Below are 15,676 nucleotides of genomic sequence, written 5' to 3' on the forward strand. Positions count from 1 at the left end.
TGCGACGATGGGGGGATGCGCGCACGGTACGGGATCCCCCTGAAGATCACGGCAGGCCTCACGGCGACGGCGGCGGCCGGAGTCGTCTACGCGGCCGGCTTCGAAGCCCGCTCCTTCCGGCTCCGCCGGGTGACGGTCCCGGTCCTCCCGCCCGGCATGCGCGACCTGCGGGTCCTCCAGGTCTCCGACATCCACATGGTCCGCGGCCAGGGCAAGAAGCGGGCCTGGCTGCAGTCCCTCGCCGGGCTCCGCCCGGACTTCGTCGTCAACACCGGCGACAACCTCTCCGACACGGACGCCGTGCCGGAGGTGCTCGACGCGCTCGGGCCGCTGATGGAGTTCCCCGGCGTGTACGTCTTCGGCTCCAACGACTACTACGGCCCCCGGCTGCGCAACCCCGCCCGCTACCTCCTGGAGAAGGTGCAGGGCAAGCACGGCCTCAACGGCAACCCGCCGGTCGTCGGCGCCGTCCACAACCCCTGGGAGGACCTGCGGGACGCCTTCGACGCGGCCGGCTGGGTCAACCTGACCAACACCCGCGGCCGGCTGAAGCTGCCGCAGGCCGAGCTCGCGTTCACCGGGCTCGACGACCCGCACATCAAGCGCGACCGGTACGAGCGGGTGGCCGGCGGCCCCGACGGGTCGGCGGACTTCTCGATGGGCATCGTGCACGCCCCGTACCTGCGCGCGCTCGACGCGTTCACGGCCGACGGGTACGAGCTGGTCCTCGCCGGGCACACCCACGGCGGCCAGCTGTGCGTCCCCTTCTACGGGGCCCTGGTCACCAACTGCGACCTGGACACCGACCGGGTCAAGGGGCTCTCCACGCACACCGTCGCCGACCGGACCTCCTACCTCCACGTCTCGGCGGGCTGCGGCACCAACCGGTTCACCCCCGTCCGCTTCGCCTGCCCGCCCGAGGTCACCCTGCTCACCCTGACGGCCCGCGCCTGACCACGCACGGGGGGCATGCTCACGCCCCCCCCACCGCGGCCGTGCCGACCTGCGCCGAGGTCCCCCGAATACCGGATTTCGTCTGAGCGCGCGCGTGGGCTAAAGTAATCGATGTCGCCGCGACGTGAAGAACAAAGCAGCGACATCGGGGTGTAGCGCAGCTTGGCAGCGCGCTTCGTTCGGGACGAAGAGGTCGTGGGTTCAAATCCCGCCACCCCGACAGCCGTAAGACCAGTTCAGGGGCCTGATCCGCGCAAGCGGGTCGGGCCCCTGAGTGGTTTCCGGGGAGTTCGTCGAGTGACCTTCGGGGGCCGCCGTCCGGCGGCCCCGAGGTCGTCTTCCCTAGATCACCGGGGGGCGGCCCAGGCGGGTCATGTGGAGGACCGTGGCCCAGCTCATCGGGCTGCGGGGGCCGCAGGAGCGGCGGACGCCCTCGGCGAAGCCGGCGAACCAGGCCCTGAGGCCGGGCAGGGAGCGGGTGCGGGCCAGGGTCAGCAGGGTCCACACGCCCAGGTAGACGGGGACGAGGAGGGCCGGCAGGTTGCGCTTGGCCAGCCAGACGCGGTTGCGGGCGGTCATCCGGTAGTAGACGGCGTGCCGGGCCGGGCTGGTCTTCGGGTGCTGGAGCAGGAGTTCCGGCGCGTACAGGACCTTCCATCCGGCGTCGAGGGCCCGCCAGGCGAGGTCGGTCTCCTCGTGGGTGAAGAAGAAGTCCTCAGGCCAGCCGCCGATGCGGTCGAGCATCGGCATCGACAGGCCGTGGCCGCCGCCGAGGAAGGTGGTGACCTCCCCGCCGCGCAGCGGGTCCTTCGCCCCGAGGCGGGGCACGTGCCGGCGCTGGGTCTCGCCGGTCTCGTCGGCGATGCGGAACGAGACGATGCCGAGGGCCGGGTCCGCCTCGTACAGGTCGGCGAGGCGGCGGAAGACGTCCTTGTCGACGAGGAGGCCGTCGTCGTCGAGGTCCACCACGATGTCGACGTCGCCGAACGCGCGGAGCGTCTCGATCGCGACGTTCCGCCCGCCCGAGACGCCCCTGTTCTCGGGGAGTTCGACACCGGTCACGCCTTCGGGCAGCGCCGGGAGCGACCCGGTGCCGTTGCCGACGACGACGATCCGGGAGGCGGGCTCGTCCTGGCCCGCCACGGCGTCGAGCAGCGCCCGCAGCTCGGCCGGGCGCGTGCCCATCGTCAGTACCGCCACACCTACACGCGGTCGCGCCACGACCCACTCCGTCCATGTCCGCCGGAACTCGCTCCGGAACCGGCTCCGGAACTCGCTCCGGGCCGCGATGCTAACCGCCCGGGGACACCTTCCGTTCACCCGGACCACGGGTGTCGTGCACCCGGCGGGAGTCCGGAGGGGGGCGCGCGGCACGGGGCGGGGGCGGGCGGCTCTACGCTGGTTCTCTTCCGTCAGGTTGATCGATCGTCGAAAGGGTGGTCTCCCGGTGCTGGTCGCGGACCGATATCGGCTTCATGTGTGTATCGGGCGGGGCGGCATGGGCGAGGTGTGGCAGGCCACCGACGAGGTGCTGGGCCGGGCCGTGGCCGTGAAGCTGATGCTGGCCCAGGCGACCGACCCCTCCGCAGGCGACCGCTTCCGCCTGGAGGCGCAGACCGCCGCGCGGCTCAGCCACCCGCACGTGGTGGGTGTCTTCGACTTCGGCACCTGGGACGGAAAGCTCTTCCTGGTCATGGAGTTGGTGGAGGGCGACAGCCTCGCCGGAAGCCCCTCCGATCCGCTGATCCTGCCCGCCGAGCGGGTCGCGGTGGTAGCCGCGCACGCCGCCGCCGGGCTCGCGGCAGCGCACCGGCAGGGCGTGGTGCACCGCGACATCAAGCCGGGGAACCTGCTCGTCGACGCCGAAGGCACCGTCAAGCTGGCCGACTTCGGCATCGCGCGGTTCGTCGACGACCCGTCGGCCGCGCTCACGACGACGGGTCAGATCGTGGGCACGGGCCTCTACCTCGCGCCCGAGCGGGCCCTCGGGCAGCCCGCGTCGTCCGCCTCCGACGTGTACTCGCTGGGCTGCGTGCTGTACCAACTCCTCACCGGGAGACCGCCGTTCCGCGCGGACACCGCGACCGCCCTGCTGTACCAGCACATCGACACCGCGCCGATGCCGCCGAACCGGCTCGGGGCCGCGCTGCCGCCCGCCTTCGAGACGTACCTGCTGAGCCTGCTCGCGAAGCAGCCGGAGCAGCGGCCCTCGGCGCAGGCGATCGCGGACTGGTTCTCCTCCGGCGCCTGGCGTTCCTACACGGCAGCCGCCCCGGGTCTGCCCCACGCGCCTCACCAGCCCGTCGCGCACCCCCAGGGCCGGAGCCACGCGCCTCACCAGCCCGCGCCCATGCCCATGCCCGCTCCGGTGCACACGCCCGCGCCGACCCCGCCGCCGTCGAACCGGCCGCCGGTGACCCGGTCCGCGCCCGCCGCGCGGCGGCGCCAGAGCCCGGCGAGCACCGGCGACAAGATCGCGGAGCTCTCCCGGCGCCGCCCGCGCAAGACGGCCGCGGTGGCCGGTGCCATCGCCTTCGTGGTGTTCCTGATCATCGGGATGGCCTGGCTGTCCTGAGCCGTCCTGAGCCGTCCTGAGCCGGGGCCCGGGAGCCGCTCAGTACGTTCTCGGCGCCATCACGTGCGTCTCCCCGTCCGCCTCCGCGAGCAGCAGGCAGCGCGGTTCGCCGGGGCCGGGGGTCGCGCGGACGGTCACCGGTGTCGGCGGGTCGGTCGGCAGCTCGATCGGGACGGTGACCGGCCGGTCGTCGCGGGTCGTCGCGTGGCCGGTCTCCTTGCCGTCGACGAGGACCTCGACCACCAGGGTGTGCCCGGTCTGCACGGTCGCGGAGACCGAGTGCCCGAGGTAGTCGATGTGGAAGTGGTGGCGTGCCCTCATGGGCTACCTCCGAGCCGCCGGAGTGAGGCACGTACCGCCGGGGCGGGACGCGTACCTCCAGCGTAGGCAAGGTCCGCCGCGCCCGCCGCTCCGAAGTGCGGTCGTAGTACCCCGGTGTTCAGATGGACCGGTACGCCGATCACCGCCCGCGCGGAACGGAGCACCCGGCACATGAGTGACACGCTGCCCTCCTTCGAGGACACCACCGACTTCGCCGACGCCGACCGGGGCTTCCTCGGCGCGCTCGTCCCCGGCGTCGTGACGGCCGAGGACGGCCGCGTGATCTGGGACAACGACGCCTACGCCTTCCTCAAGGGCGACTGCCCGGACACCGCGCACCCCAGTCTGTGGCGGCAGGGACAGCTCTGCGCGCGCCAGGGCCTCTACGAGGTCACCGAGGGCCTCTTCCAGGTCCGCGGCCTGGACATCTCCAACATGACGCTCGTCGAGGGCGAGCGCGGGGTGATCGTCATCGACCCGCTGATCTCCGTGGAGACGGCGGCGGCCGCCCTCGCGCTCTACCGGGAGCACCGGGGTGCCCGCCCCGTCACCGGCGTGATCTACACCCACTCGCACGGCGACCACTTCGGCGGGGTCCGCGGCGTCCTCCCGCACGGCACCGAGGAGGGCGTCCCGATCCTGGCCCCCGCCGGCTTCCTGGAGCACGCGGTCAGCGAGAACGTGTACGCGGGCGCGGCGATGACCCGCCGGGCCAGCTACATGTACGGCGTCGGGCTCCCGATGGCGCCGGACGGCCAGATCGGCGTGGGCCTCGGCCAGGGCACCTCCACCGGCACGATCAGTCTGATCCCGCCGACCGTGGACATCACGGAGACCGGGCAGCAGGAGACGGTCGACGGCGTACGGATCGTCTTCCAGCTGACGCCGGGCACCGAGGCGCCGTCCGAGATGAACTTCCTCTTCCCCGACCGCCGCGCCCTGTGCCTGGCGGAGAACGCCACGCACAACATGCACAACGTGCTCACCCTGCGCGGCGCGGTCGTCCGCGACGCGCGGATCTGGGCCCACTACCTGGACGAGGCGATCGAGTTCTTCCACGGGCAGTACGACGTCGGCTTCGCCTCCCACCACTGGCCCACCTGGGGACACGACGACGTGGTGCGGTTCCTGTCCGAGCAGCGCGACCTCTACGCGTACCTGCACGACCAGACCCTCCGCCTGCTCAACGAGGGGTGGACGGGCGTCGAGATCGCCGAGCGGATCGAGCTGCCGCCCGCCCTGGAGAAGGCCTGGCACGCCCGCGGGTACTACGGCTCGCTCAGTCACAACGCCAAGGCGGTCTACCAGCGGTACCTCGGCTGGTACGACGGCAACCCGGCCCATCTGTGGGAGCACCCGCCGGTGGAGCTGGCGCGGCGGTACGTGGACGTGGCCGGCGGCCCCGCCGAGGCGCTCGCCAAGGCACGCTCGTACGCCGAGGGCGGCGACCCGCGCTTCGCCGCGACCCTCCTCAACCACGTGGTCTTCGCCGACCCCGGCAACGAGGAGGCGAAGGAGGCGCTCGCCGGGGTGTACGAGACGCTCGGGTTCGGCGCCGAGAACGCCACCTGGCGGAACTTCTACCTGCGCGGCGCCCAGGAGCTCCGCCGGGGCGTCACGGGCGACATGGTCGACGTGACGAACCCCGAGATGTCGATGGCCCTGACCGTCCCCATGCTGATCGACTCGATCGCCATCGCGGTCGACGGGCCGCGCGCCTGGGACGAGGACCTGACGATCGACCTCGTCCTGACCGACACGGGCCCGCCCACCGGCGCGGGCGAGCGGCACCGCCTCACCCTGCACCACGGCGCCCTCACCCACCGGGTGATCGCCGAGCCCCGGACGCCCGCCGGGCTGACCCTCACCCTCGCGAAGGTCCAGCTCCTCGGCCTCCTCGCCGGGAAGAGCCTCCAGGAGCTCGGGATCGGGGTGGAGGGCGACCCGGCCCTGCTCGCCCGGCTCTTCTCGTACGTGACGAAGCCGGACGCCCGGTTCCCGATCGTCACCCCCTGAACCGGCATCCCTTGAACCGGCATCCCCCGGACCGGCATCCCCCGAACCGTGAAGGAGCCCCCGCATGAGCCGTCACCGGACGAGCCACGCCAGGACGCCCAGCAGGATCAGCATCAGGCAGATCCCGAGGTTGACGACCTTGTACTGGAGGAAGACCGCGACGAACTCGCGGATCGTGGCCGAGGGCCAGAAGTAGGCGGCGGTCGGCGAACCGACCACCTGTCCGTCGATCCCCGCCCTCCGGGCCATCAGGGCGGCCCGGAAGGCGTGGAAGTTGTTGGTGACGATCACGCAGGAGGAGCCCGGCCGGTCCCGCTCCATCAGCTCCTTGCTGAAGAGCATGTTCTCCTCGGTGGTCCGCGAGCGGTCCTCACGGACCACCGAGGCGGCCGGAAAGCCGCCGTCGATCAGGTAGTCGGCCATCGCATGGGACTCGGGCACCTCCTCGTCGGGTCCCTGGCCTCCGGAGGTGACGAGGACGGGCGCGGCCCCGTTCCGGGCGGCCAGCGCCTCCCACACCTCGCGCCCCCGGTCGAGGCGGCTCGCGAGGAGCGGCGGGACCCGGCGGCCCCCGATCAGGCCCGAGCCGAGCACGACCACGTAGTCCACGTCGCGGCGGAGCTGCAGCCGGCCGTACAGGAACGCGTAGCCGACGAAGCACACGAACAGGAACGAGACGTAGCCGAGGAGCAGCAGGCTGGTGCCCGTGATCAGGCCGAGGACCGGGGAGCCGGTGGCGGCCGTCGCCACCGCCAGGCCCATCACCCCGAATATGGCGAGTCCGGCGAGGAGCGCGAGCAGGTTGGCCGGGCTCCTTCCCTCCTTGCGGAGCATCTTCACGCCGTTGGCACACAGCAGCCCGGCGAGGACGGCCGGGCCCAGGCCGAGCACGAGCACCAGGACGACCATCACGGTCTCGGCGAACCCGGGAGGGGCGTCGTCGATCCCGGAGAGCAGCCCGATGCCGAGGAAGGTGACGGCGAGACCGAGGTAAACGGCGTTGCCGAAGCGACGCCGGTCGCGCAGGACACCGACCATGCAGAGCAGGAGGCAGACGGCGGCCAAGACGAAGGCGAACATCCCGACATCGTAGGCACCGGGAGCGACAGCGGGACCGGCGAAGGCCGCGCCCTGTGGAAAAGCGGTCCCGGTCCTACACCTCGGCCGACAGCGCGAACAGCCCCCGCCTCGCGCCCTCTTCGTACGCGCTCCGCAGCTCCGGGTCGACGAGCAGCGCCCCGAGCGCCTCCTCGCCACGCGTGCGCGTGACCACGCAGTACTCCGCCGGCCGGTACGAGGAGTCGAAGACCGAGGTCCGCAACAGGTCGACGGCGCCCAGGAGATGGGCCGCCACGTCGTGCCGTCCCTCCAACGCCCGCATCTGGGCCAGGAGCTCCGCCGCGCAGGCCGCGCCCACCGAGGAGCCGAGCCTCAGATGCTCCCGCAGGGCCCGCCGGGCGTACTCCGAGGCGCGCTCCCGGTCCCCGTCCCAGGCGCCGAGTTCGGCCCGTACGTGGTACGCCCAGGCCTCGGCGAACATGTCTCGGCCCACCCAGGCCCGCCGGCTCTCGCGGTCCAGGTCCCCCTGGTCCAGCGCCTCCTGCGCGGCCTCCGGGTCGGAGCGGCACAGGGCGAGCGCGAGCCCTATCCAGCACGCCCGCCGGCTCGGACCGAACTCCGGGTGCTCCTCCATCAGGGCGAGGGCCTCCCGGAACTCGGACGCCGCCGCGCGCGTACGTCCCTGGTAGAGGGCGGTCGCGCCGCGCAGATGGGCCAGGAGCGCCAGACAGCGCTCGTCGCCGTCCCGTACGGCCGCCGCCCACGCCTGGACCAGGAGCGGGTCGGCGTCCTCGGGGCGGCCGGACTCCAGCTCCAGGAAGGCGGCGAGCCACAGGGCGCGGGCGGAGGGCGGGCCCGCGTGCAGGCTGAGGGCGTGCCGCAGCCGGGTGCGGCCTTCCGCGATCCGCCCGCAGGCCACCCACAGGAACCACAGGGAGATCGCGATCTCGACGGACGTCTCGGCCTCCGCGCTCGGCGAGAGCGGCGCGGTCGTCGGGTCCATGGCGGCGGCCAGGTCCGGGAGTTCGCGCAGGGCGAGGTCCCGGGCGTCGAGCTGCCGGCCCCGCTGCCACCAGTCGGCGGCCCGCCGGGCCACCTTCACGCACCACCTGCGGTGGTGCAGGAGGACGGCCCAGCGGTCGCCGCGCGCGGTGAGCCGGCGGGCGCCGACGGCCCGCATCGGGTGCGGCATCCAGTAACGGGGCAGGCCGTCCTCGCCGTCGAAGAGGTCGTCGACGGGAAGGAGGGCGAGCGGTGCGAGCCGGTCCAGGACCGCCTGGATCTGCCCGGCCGGAAGGGTGCCGGAGGCGCAGACCTCGCGGACGGCCTCCCGGCCGAAGGCGCCCTCGAAGACGGACAGCCGCTCCCACAGGAGCTGTTCGGCCGGTGCGCAGCCCTCGTACCCGCGCTCCGCCGCGGCGACCTGGTCGAGGCCGACGGGTTCGCCCCAGAGGAGTTCGGTCTCGGGTGGTTCTCCAGCCCACATGTGCGTCCAGCCCCCCGTGTCACTTCTCCGCCCTTCTCCTGTGACTTCGGACGGAATTCATGGAAATCAGCCAGCGTCGCGGCTTGAATGCATTTGCCCCGGTCCACATCCTGGGGCCTTCCCGTGCCCACACCCAGGGTTTCCCAGGGATCGACCAAGGAGGCACATGCATACCAGGGAATCCGTCCTGGGGGAGGTGGATCTGGCGTTGATCCACGCACTGCAGATAGCACCGCGCGCGAGCTGGACCCAGCTCTCCGGTGTGCTCGCGGTGAGTCCGGACACCCTCGCCCGGCGCTGGGAGACCCTCACCGCCGGGGGGTACGCGTGGAGTTCGATGCTCACCGCCCGCCGAGGCGCCGAAGGCACCCTCTACGCGTGGGTGGAGCTGGAATGCGCCGCGGGCGACACCGAGGCCACGGCGCTCGCGATCGCGGAGGATCCGTACTCCCTCGGCGTCCACCAGGTGACCGGCGACGCGGATCTGATCCTGCTCGTCAACTGCCCCGACCTCCAGGCCCTCGACGGTTACCTCACCGGCCGGGTGCGCCGCCTGCCCGGAGTGCTCAGAGCCCGCGCCCAGGTCGTCACCCAGCTGCACAACCGCCCGTACCGCTCGCGGATCGAACAGCTCACCCCGGGACAGGTGCAGCACCTCACCGAGATCACCGGCGGCGAGCGGCGGACGCGGGCCGCCACGCGCGCGTACCCGCTCGTCACCGAGCTCGACCAGAGGATCGTCGCGGAACTGGCGGGGGACGCCCGGCGCAGCGCGGCGGAGCTGGCCCGGCAGTGCGGCACGAGCGAGTCGACCGTACGCCGCAGGCTGGAGGCCCTCGGCGCGGCCGGCGCCTGCCACCACCACTGCCTGCCCGCGCCGCGTTTCTCGGGGCGGCCCGTGTGGGCGATGGTCACGGCGGTCGTACCGCCCCTGGACGTGGCCGAGTCCGTGGCCTCGCTGGCGCGGCTGCGCCAGACCCGCGTGGTCACCTCGGTCACCGGGCCGCACAACCTGGCCCTCGCCATGTGGCTCCGTACGGTCGAGGAGCTCCACGACGTGACGGCGGGGCTGGTACGGGCCGCGCCCGCGCTGCGGATCACGGGCACCGCGGTGTCCCTGCGCACCCACAAGATCGGCGCACAGGTCATCGGCGCGGACGGCCGCCGCACCCACCACATCCGGCCGTCGACCGACTCCTGACACGCCGCCGGGGACGTGTTCCGACGGCCGGACGGAGTTCGCCGTGTCCGTGACGCCGCCCGTCTCCGTCCTCGGGATCAGGCCGGGCGTGACGCCTTGACCGAGTACATCAGGGGGATGCGGGGGCGGTCCGAGGGGAAGCGGTAGTAGCCGTCCTCGTGGCGCTGGAGGGCCCCGTAGCGCGGGAAGAGCGACGCGTCGTGCTCGTGCAGGAAGTCGATCCGCAGGCCCGCCCGCGCGAGCGCCGTGACGACCTCGCCGACCGGGTGCACCCATTCCACGCTGCGGTTGTTCACGGTGACGGCGTCGAGGTCGGCGTACGTCCCCGGGGTGGTGTCCACCCACGGCTCGCGGACGAAGTAGTCGTGCACGACCCGGCTGCCGGTCTCGTCGTCGAGGGAGTCCGTCAGCGGATGGAACTCGGCCACGTAGAGGAAGCCGCCCGGGGCGACGAGCGAGGCGGCGGTCTCCGCCCAGCGCTCGATGTCGGGCAGCCAGCACAGCGCCCCGCTGCCGGTGTACACGATGTCGTACGACCGGTCGGGGACGGCCTCGGCGGCGTCGTACACGTCGGCGGCGACGAAGGCGGCCCGCTCCTGCGGGAGGCCCAGGTCGGCGGCGAGCGAGCGGGCGGTCTCCACGGCCGGCTCGGAGAAGTCCAGGCCGACGACGTGGGAGGCGCCGTGCCGGGCCCAGGAGAGGGTGTCCAGGCCGATGTGGCACTGGAGGTGCAGCAGGGAGCGTCCGGTGACGTCTCCGACCTCCGCGAGCTCGAAGTCCCGCAGGGCCTCCTTGCCCTGGCGGAAGGCGTCGAGGTCGTAGAACTCGCTGGAGGCGTGGATCGGGACCCGCTCGTCCCAGCGTGCGCGGTTGGCCTCGTGCCAGTCCTCGGGCGTCGGTGAGTACATGTCGGCGAGGTTATCCACAGGCTGCGGAAGGGGCGACCCGATTGTCTGCCGCGCGGAGCATGATGGATGCCATGACTACCGAGAGCAAGCACAGCGACACCCCCCTCTGGGAGCAGCGCTTCCGGGCGCCCCGTGTCTCCCTGCCCGAGTGGGCCGAGGAGGCCCCGGACCGCTCACTGTTCGTGTCCAACGCGACCGGGACGTACGAGCTGTACGCCTGGGACCGGGCGAGCGGCGGGCAGCGGCAGGTGACGGACCGGCCGAACGGGACGACGGACGGCACGCTGTCGCCGGACGGCGCCTCGATCTGGTGGTTCGCGGACACCGACGGGGACGAGTTCGGGGTGTGGATGCGCCAGCCGTTCGCGGGCGGAGCGGACGAGCCGGCCGTGCCCGGTCTCGCCGCGTCCTATCCGGCCGGACTCGCCATCGGCCGCGAGGGCACGCTCGTGGTGGGCCGCTCCACGGACGAGGACGGCTCGACGGTCCATCTCGTACGGCCCGGGGCCACCGCCCCGGTCGAGATCTACCGGCACCGGGAGTCGGCCGGCGTCGGCGACCTCTCGTACGACGGCTCGCTGATCGCGATCGAGCACACCGAGCACGGCGACGCGATGCACTCCTCGCTGCGCGTGCTGCGCGCCTCCGACGCGGGCGTGGTGGCCGAGCTCGACGACACCAAGGGCGGCACGGAGGAGCTGGGGCTGACCGTCCTCGGCTTCGCGCCGCTGGCCGGGGACACCCGGCTGCTCGTCGGTCACCAGCGGCGCGGCCGCTGGGAGCCGATGCTCTGGGACGTGGCGACGGGCACCGAGACCGACCTGCGGCTCGATCTGCCGGGCGACGTGTCCGCGGAGTGGTACCCGGACGGCTCGGGGCTGCTGATCGTGCACGGCTTCGAGGCCCGCAGCGAGCTGTGGCGGTACGAGATCGCGACCGGTGCGCTGGTGCGCGTGGAGACCCCGGCCGGTTCGGTGTCGAGCGCGACGGCCCGGCCCGACGGCTCCGTGGAGTACCTGTGGTCCTCGGCCGCCGAGCCGCCGGTGGTGCGCTCCACGGCCGGCGGTGTCGTCCTCGACCCGCCCGGCCCGAAGGCGCCGGCGTCGGTGCCCGTGGAGGACGTGTGGGTGGACGGCCCCGGCGGCAGAGTCCACGCGCTCGTGCAGCGCCCGGCGGAGGGCGAGGGCCCCTTCCCGACGGTCTTCGAGGTGCACGGCGGCCCCGCCTGGCACGACAGCGACGCGTTCGCGTCGGGCCCGGCGGCCTGGGTGGACCACGGGTACGCGGTGGTGCGGGTCAACTACCGGGGCTCCACGGGGTACGGCCGGGAGTGGACGGACGCGCTCAAGCACCGGGTCGGCCTGATCGAGCTGGAGGACATCGCGGCGGTCCGCGCCTGGGCGGTGGCGAGCGGCCTCGCCGACCCGGAGCGCCTCGTCCTCTCCGGCGGCTCCTGGGGCGGCTATCTGACGCTGCTCGGTCTGGGCACCCAGCCCGACGACTGGGCGGTCGGTCTGGCGGCGGTGCCCGTCGCGGACTACGTCACGGCGTACGAGGACGAGATGGAGGCCCTCAAGGCGCTGGACCGGACCCTCCTGGGCGGCTCGCCTGAGGAGGTGCCCGAGCGGTACGCGGCCTCGTCGCCGCTGACGTACGTGGACGCGGTGAAGGCCCCGGTGCACGTGTCGGCCGGCGTCAACGACCCGCGCTGCCCGATCCGGCAGATCGACAACTACGTCGACCGGCTCGCGGCGCGGGGCGCGGTCCACGAGGTGTACCGGTACGACGCGGGCCACGGCTCGCTGGTGGTGGAGGAGCGGATCAAGCAGGTCGCCCTGGACCTGGACTTCGCGGCGAGACACCTGGGGACCCGGCCGTCGGGCCGCTGATCCGGCTTGCGTACCGTGGGGGGCGTGTACCGGTTCCTGAGAACACCCCGCTGGTGGGGGATCAATGTCTTCGTCCTCCTCGCGATCCCGTTCTGCGTGTTCATGGGGACCTGGCAGCTCGGCAAGTTCGAGGACCGTGTCGACTCCCACCGGGAGGCCGAGGAGCGGCCCGCGGCGAGCTCGCTGAAGGCCGAGCCGCTGGACTCGCTGCTGCCGGTGGACACGGAGACCTCGGGCCGTCCGGCGCAGGCGCGCGGCCGGTTCGGGGAGCAGTTCCTCGTGCCGGACCGCGAGCTGGACGGCCGGTCCGGCTCGTACGTCCTGACGCTGCTGCGGACCGACGGCGGCCGGGCGCTGCCGGTGGTCCGCGGCTGGCTCCCCACGGGCGCGAAGGCCCCCGCCCCGCCGGCCGGCGAGGTGACGGTGGTGGGCGCGCTCCAGGCCTCGGAGAACCCGGGCACGAAGGGCGTCCACGCGGCGGGCGGGCTGCCTGCGGGGCAGCTCGGCATGATCAGCGCGGCGTCCCTGGTGAACGTGGTCACGGAAGACGTCTACGACGCCTGGGTCACCCTCGCGGACTCCCCCGCCGGGCTCACGCCGGTCCCGGCGGCGGCCGCGGCGGGCACGAGCCTGGACGCGAAGGCCTTCCAGAACCTCGGCTACACGGCGGAGTGGTTCGTCTTCGCGGGCTTCGTCGTCTTCATGTGGTTCCGCCTCTTCCGCCGAGAGGCGGAGGCCTCCCGCGACGAGGCCCTGGGGCTGTAGGGCACGGGCAGGGGGCTACGGCACGGGGCCGGGTCCACGGGCACGAGCCGGGGCCCTAGGGCACGGGCAGGGTCCACGGCCCGCGGCGGGGCCGGGGGCCGTCGGGGCGCGCCGGGCGCGTCCGGCGGGGGCCTCAGGGGGTGGTGGCCAGGACCCCGGTGCGGTAGATCGTGCCGGCGCAGGCGTTCGGGATGACGGCCGAGGCGACGGGGCCGCCCGGCTCCGCCGTGTGGCTGACCACGACGCTGCCGTCCGCCGGGGTGCCGTCCTCGCGGAGCAGCTGGGGTGCCGCGCCGGCGCCCGAGCCCTCTTCCGCGCCGGTGCCCGGTCCGGTGCCGGTGCCGCCGGAGTCCGGGCCCGTGCTCGGGTCGGGGTTGCCCGTACCGCCCGACGCGGTGGCCGTCGGGGTCGGGGTGGCCGTCGGCTCGGGCGGGGTGGTCGGCGTGGGGGTCGGGGTGGTGCCGGTCGTCGGGCAGGTCTCGCTCGGCACCCAGACGAACTTCACCTCGTAGCTGCCGCTCGGCTTCAGGACGAGCGCGGACGACTCCCGCGAGGGGTCGGGCAGGGCGCCGCCCCCGTCGCCGGAGGTGTGCAGGGTCACCGTGATCTTCCCCGGGTCCGCCGCGCCTCGGGCCTCGAAGCCGACGATGCCCGCGCCGTCCACGAGGCAGTCCTGTGCGGAGACGTTGGCGATCCGGAAGGTGCCGTACACCTTGCCGTCGCCCTCGGGGCCGCCGGCCTGCGCCGCGCCGACGCCGAGCTGGCCGGGGGCGCAGCGCGGGGTCGCGTCGGGGTCGCCGCCCAGCGTGGCCTGCGGGCCCTCGCCGGAGGCTCCGGCGCCCGGGCGCTGCGGCTTGCCCGAGGTGCCGTCGGCCGCGCCGGGGCTCGGCGAGACGGTGCTCGCGGGGGCCTTGGAGCTCTGGCCGCCCTCGATGCCGGTCTCGGCGCCGGTGCCGCCCTGGGCCTGCTCGCCGTGGCCGGCGTTCACCGGGTTGGCGGCGGAGAGGCCGCCCGACGCGGCGACGTGCACGAAGGCGGGGACGGCGGTGCCGATGAGGACGGCGGCGGCCGCGGCGCCGACGACGGCCTGCCGCTTGCGGGCGCGGCGTGCGGGCACGGCGCGGCGCAGGTGCTCCAGCGAGCCGAGGGAGGGCTCCAGGTCGCCCACGGCGTCCTGGAACAGCCGCCGCAGCGCGAGCTCGTCGTCGCCCTCGCCGGGCCCGGGCTCGATCTTCACCATGCGCTGTCCACTCAGCTCGTCACGTTCATCCAGGGCGTCAGAGTTCTCGGGCGCGGCACCGACCGCGGGCACCACTGCGGGCGCGGCACCGACCGCGACCGCCCGATCGGACGCCGTCTCGGGCACACCGGCCTCAGGTGCCGCCTCGGGCACACCGGCCTCAGGTGCCGCCTCGGGCACACCGGCCTCAGGTGTCACCCCTGGGGTCACCCCCGGCGCCGCCCCCCGCGTCGTCTCGCCGGACGGGGCCGTGGCATGGCTCTCGGGGACGTCGTCGCCGTCACGGTTCTCGTGGGCCACGCCGTCCCCGCCGGGTGCCTGGTTCATGTCGTCGCTCCCATCGCGACGCGCAGCGCCGCGATGCCCCGCGAACCGTACGCCTTCACCGATCCCAGGGATATCCCGAGCGTCTCGGCGACCTGAACCTCGGTCATGTCGGAGAAGTACCGCAGGGCGAGCACCTCGCGCTGCCGCCGCTGGAGGCCGCGCATCGCCTTGATCAGGTCCTCGCGCTCCAACTGCTCGTACGCCCCCTCCTCCGCGCTGGCCATGTCCGGCATCGGCTTGGACAGCAGCTTCAGGCCGAGGATGCGGCGGCGCAGCGCGGACCGGGAGAGGTTCACGACGGTCTGGCGCAGGTAGGCGAGCGTCTTCTCCGGCTCACGGACCCGCTTGCGGGCCGAGTGGACGCGGATGAAGGCCTCCTGGACGACGTCCTCGCAGGAGGCCGTGTCGTCGAGGAGCAGCGCGGCGAGACCGAGCAGCGACCGGTAGTGGGCGCGGTAGGTCTCGGTCAGGTGGTCGACGGTGGTGCCGGCGGCCGGGACCGCCTCGGCGCTCTTGCGGGGCGACGGGATGCCGTCGACCTCGCCGGTGCGGGATCCGGTGGGCACGGGAGCGATCACCGGCATGCCGCCGAGTGCGCGCGGACGCCGGAGCGGACGGACCGCGGAGCCGCGTACGGGGACGACGGCGCCGCTCCGCACGGGGAGCACCGCCGTGCCCACGCCGCGCAGCGGGGCGATGGTCGCGATGTCGAGTACCTCTGCCACGCCTGTTGGACACGCTTCCCCCCGGCAGGGTTGTACGCGTACGCCACCCTTTTCGACGGTGAGTTGTTCGTCCTCATGCGTAACCGTTCTCCCCCGATGCCCCGCTTTCGGCGTGTCCCGCGCCACACGGTCGTGGGTGCACGCAGAGACGCGCCCCGCCCAACTCTGGTTGCAGTACGGGGGAAAAGCATCGTCGACCACGGCATCACC

At 73.5% G+C, this 15,676-nt stretch carries 13 protein-coding genes and 1 tRNA gene; 7 read left to right on the plus strand and 7 right to left on the minus strand.

The annotated features are described in order from the left end of the window. The first annotated feature begins 15 nt into the window (after positions 1–15). Positions 16–954 carry a metallophosphoesterase gene (locus ACN9MM_RS18190; RefSeq protein WP_426364607.1) on the plus strand — a complete coding sequence of 313 codons (939 nt, stop codon included), beginning with the start codon at positions 16–18 and terminating at the stop codon, positions 952–954. Positions 955–1,100: 146 nt separating this feature from the next. Continuing rightward, a tRNA-Pro gene (locus ACN9MM_RS18195) sits at positions 1,101–1,174 on the plus strand. Between the two features lie 122 nt (positions 1,175–1,296). Here the strand turns inward: ACN9MM_RS18195 and ACN9MM_RS18200 are convergent. Further along, positions 1,297–2,175: a glycosyltransferase family 2 protein gene (locus ACN9MM_RS18200; protein WP_426364608.1), complete on the minus strand. Its 879-nt coding sequence runs from the start codon at positions 2,173–2,175 to the stop codon at positions 1,297–1,299. A gap of 226 nt (positions 2,176–2,401) precedes the next feature. Here ACN9MM_RS18200 and ACN9MM_RS18205 point away from each other — a divergent pair, with 226 nt between their 5' ends. Continuing rightward, positions 2,402–3,529 carry a serine/threonine-protein kinase gene (locus ACN9MM_RS18205; protein ID WP_426364609.1) on the plus strand — a complete coding sequence of 376 codons (1,128 nt, stop codon included), beginning with the start codon at positions 2,402–2,404 and terminating at the stop codon, positions 3,527–3,529. Between the two features lie 39 nt (positions 3,530–3,568). Here ACN9MM_RS18205 and ACN9MM_RS18210 read toward each other — a convergent pair whose 3' ends face one another. After that, a complete protein-coding gene (locus ACN9MM_RS18210; protein WP_426364610.1) occupies positions 3,569–3,850 on the minus strand; it encodes a hypothetical protein in 282 nt (93 codons plus the stop codon). A 171-nt stretch (positions 3,851–4,021) separates the two neighbouring features. On the opposite strand from ACN9MM_RS18210, the gene ACN9MM_RS18215 reads away from it, so the two are divergent. After that, on the plus strand, positions 4,022–5,866 hold the full coding sequence (locus ACN9MM_RS18215) for an alkyl/aryl-sulfatase (protein ID WP_426364611.1): 1,845 nt from the start codon (positions 4,022–4,024) through the stop codon (positions 5,864–5,866). Positions 5,867–5,938: 72 nt separating this feature from the next. Here ACN9MM_RS18215 and ACN9MM_RS18220 read toward each other — a convergent pair whose 3' ends face one another. Then, positions 5,939–6,946 (minus strand): YdcF family protein, encoded by a 1,008-nt coding sequence (locus tag ACN9MM_RS18220; protein WP_426364612.1) that lies wholly within the window; start codon positions 6,944–6,946, stop codon positions 5,939–5,941. A gap of 73 nt (positions 6,947–7,019) precedes the next feature. After that, the gene (locus tag ACN9MM_RS18225) at positions 7,020–8,411 is read right to left on the minus strand and encodes a tetratricopeptide repeat protein (RefSeq protein WP_426364613.1); all 1,392 of its coding nucleotides are present in this window, start codon (positions 8,409–8,411) and stop codon (positions 7,020–7,022) included. A 166-nt stretch (positions 8,412–8,577) separates the two neighbouring features. Between ACN9MM_RS18225 and ACN9MM_RS18230 the strand changes: the two genes are divergently transcribed. Continuing rightward, positions 8,578–9,612 (plus strand): Lrp/AsnC family transcriptional regulator, encoded by a 1,035-nt coding sequence (locus tag ACN9MM_RS18230; protein WP_426364614.1) that lies wholly within the window; start codon positions 8,578–8,580, stop codon positions 9,610–9,612. Between the two features lie 77 nt (positions 9,613–9,689). On the opposite strand, the gene ACN9MM_RS18235 is transcribed toward ACN9MM_RS18230, so the two are convergent. Beyond that, a complete protein-coding gene (locus tag ACN9MM_RS18235) occupies positions 9,690–10,520 on the minus strand; it encodes a class I SAM-dependent methyltransferase (RefSeq protein WP_426364615.1) in 831 nt (276 codons plus the stop codon). 62 nt (positions 10,521–10,582) lie between these two features. Between ACN9MM_RS18235 and ACN9MM_RS18240 the strand changes: the two genes are divergently transcribed. Further along, entirely contained in the window at positions 10,583–12,409 is a 1,827-nt protein-coding gene (locus ACN9MM_RS18240) for a prolyl oligopeptidase family serine peptidase (protein WP_426364616.1), read from the plus strand. Positions 12,410–12,433: 24 nt separating this feature from the next. Continuing rightward, the gene (locus tag ACN9MM_RS18245) at positions 12,434–13,174 is read left to right on the plus strand and encodes an SURF1 family protein (protein WP_426364617.1); all 741 of its coding nucleotides are present in this window, start codon (positions 12,434–12,436) and stop codon (positions 13,172–13,174) included. A gap of 133 nt (positions 13,175–13,307) precedes the next feature. On the opposite strand, the gene ACN9MM_RS18250 is transcribed toward ACN9MM_RS18245, so the two are convergent. Together ACN9MM_RS18250 and ACN9MM_RS18255 are read right to left on the minus strand one after the other, a co-directional pair. Further along, entirely contained in the window at positions 13,308–14,741 is a 1,434-nt protein-coding gene (locus ACN9MM_RS18250; protein ID WP_426364618.1) for a hypothetical protein, read from the minus strand. After that, the gene (locus ACN9MM_RS18255) at positions 14,738–15,466 is read right to left on the minus strand and encodes a SigE family RNA polymerase sigma factor (RefSeq protein ID WP_426364619.1); all 729 of its coding nucleotides are present in this window, start codon (positions 15,464–15,466) and stop codon (positions 14,738–14,740) included. Before ACN9MM_RS18255 ends, ACN9MM_RS18250 begins: the two co-directional genes overlap by 4 nt. Positions 15,467–15,676 lie beyond the last annotated feature (210 nt).

The sequence above is a fragment of the Streptomyces sp. E-08 genome (assembly GCF_049913095.1).
Taxonomy (GTDB): Bacteria; Actinomycetota; Actinomycetes; order Streptomycetales; family Streptomycetaceae; genus Streptomyces.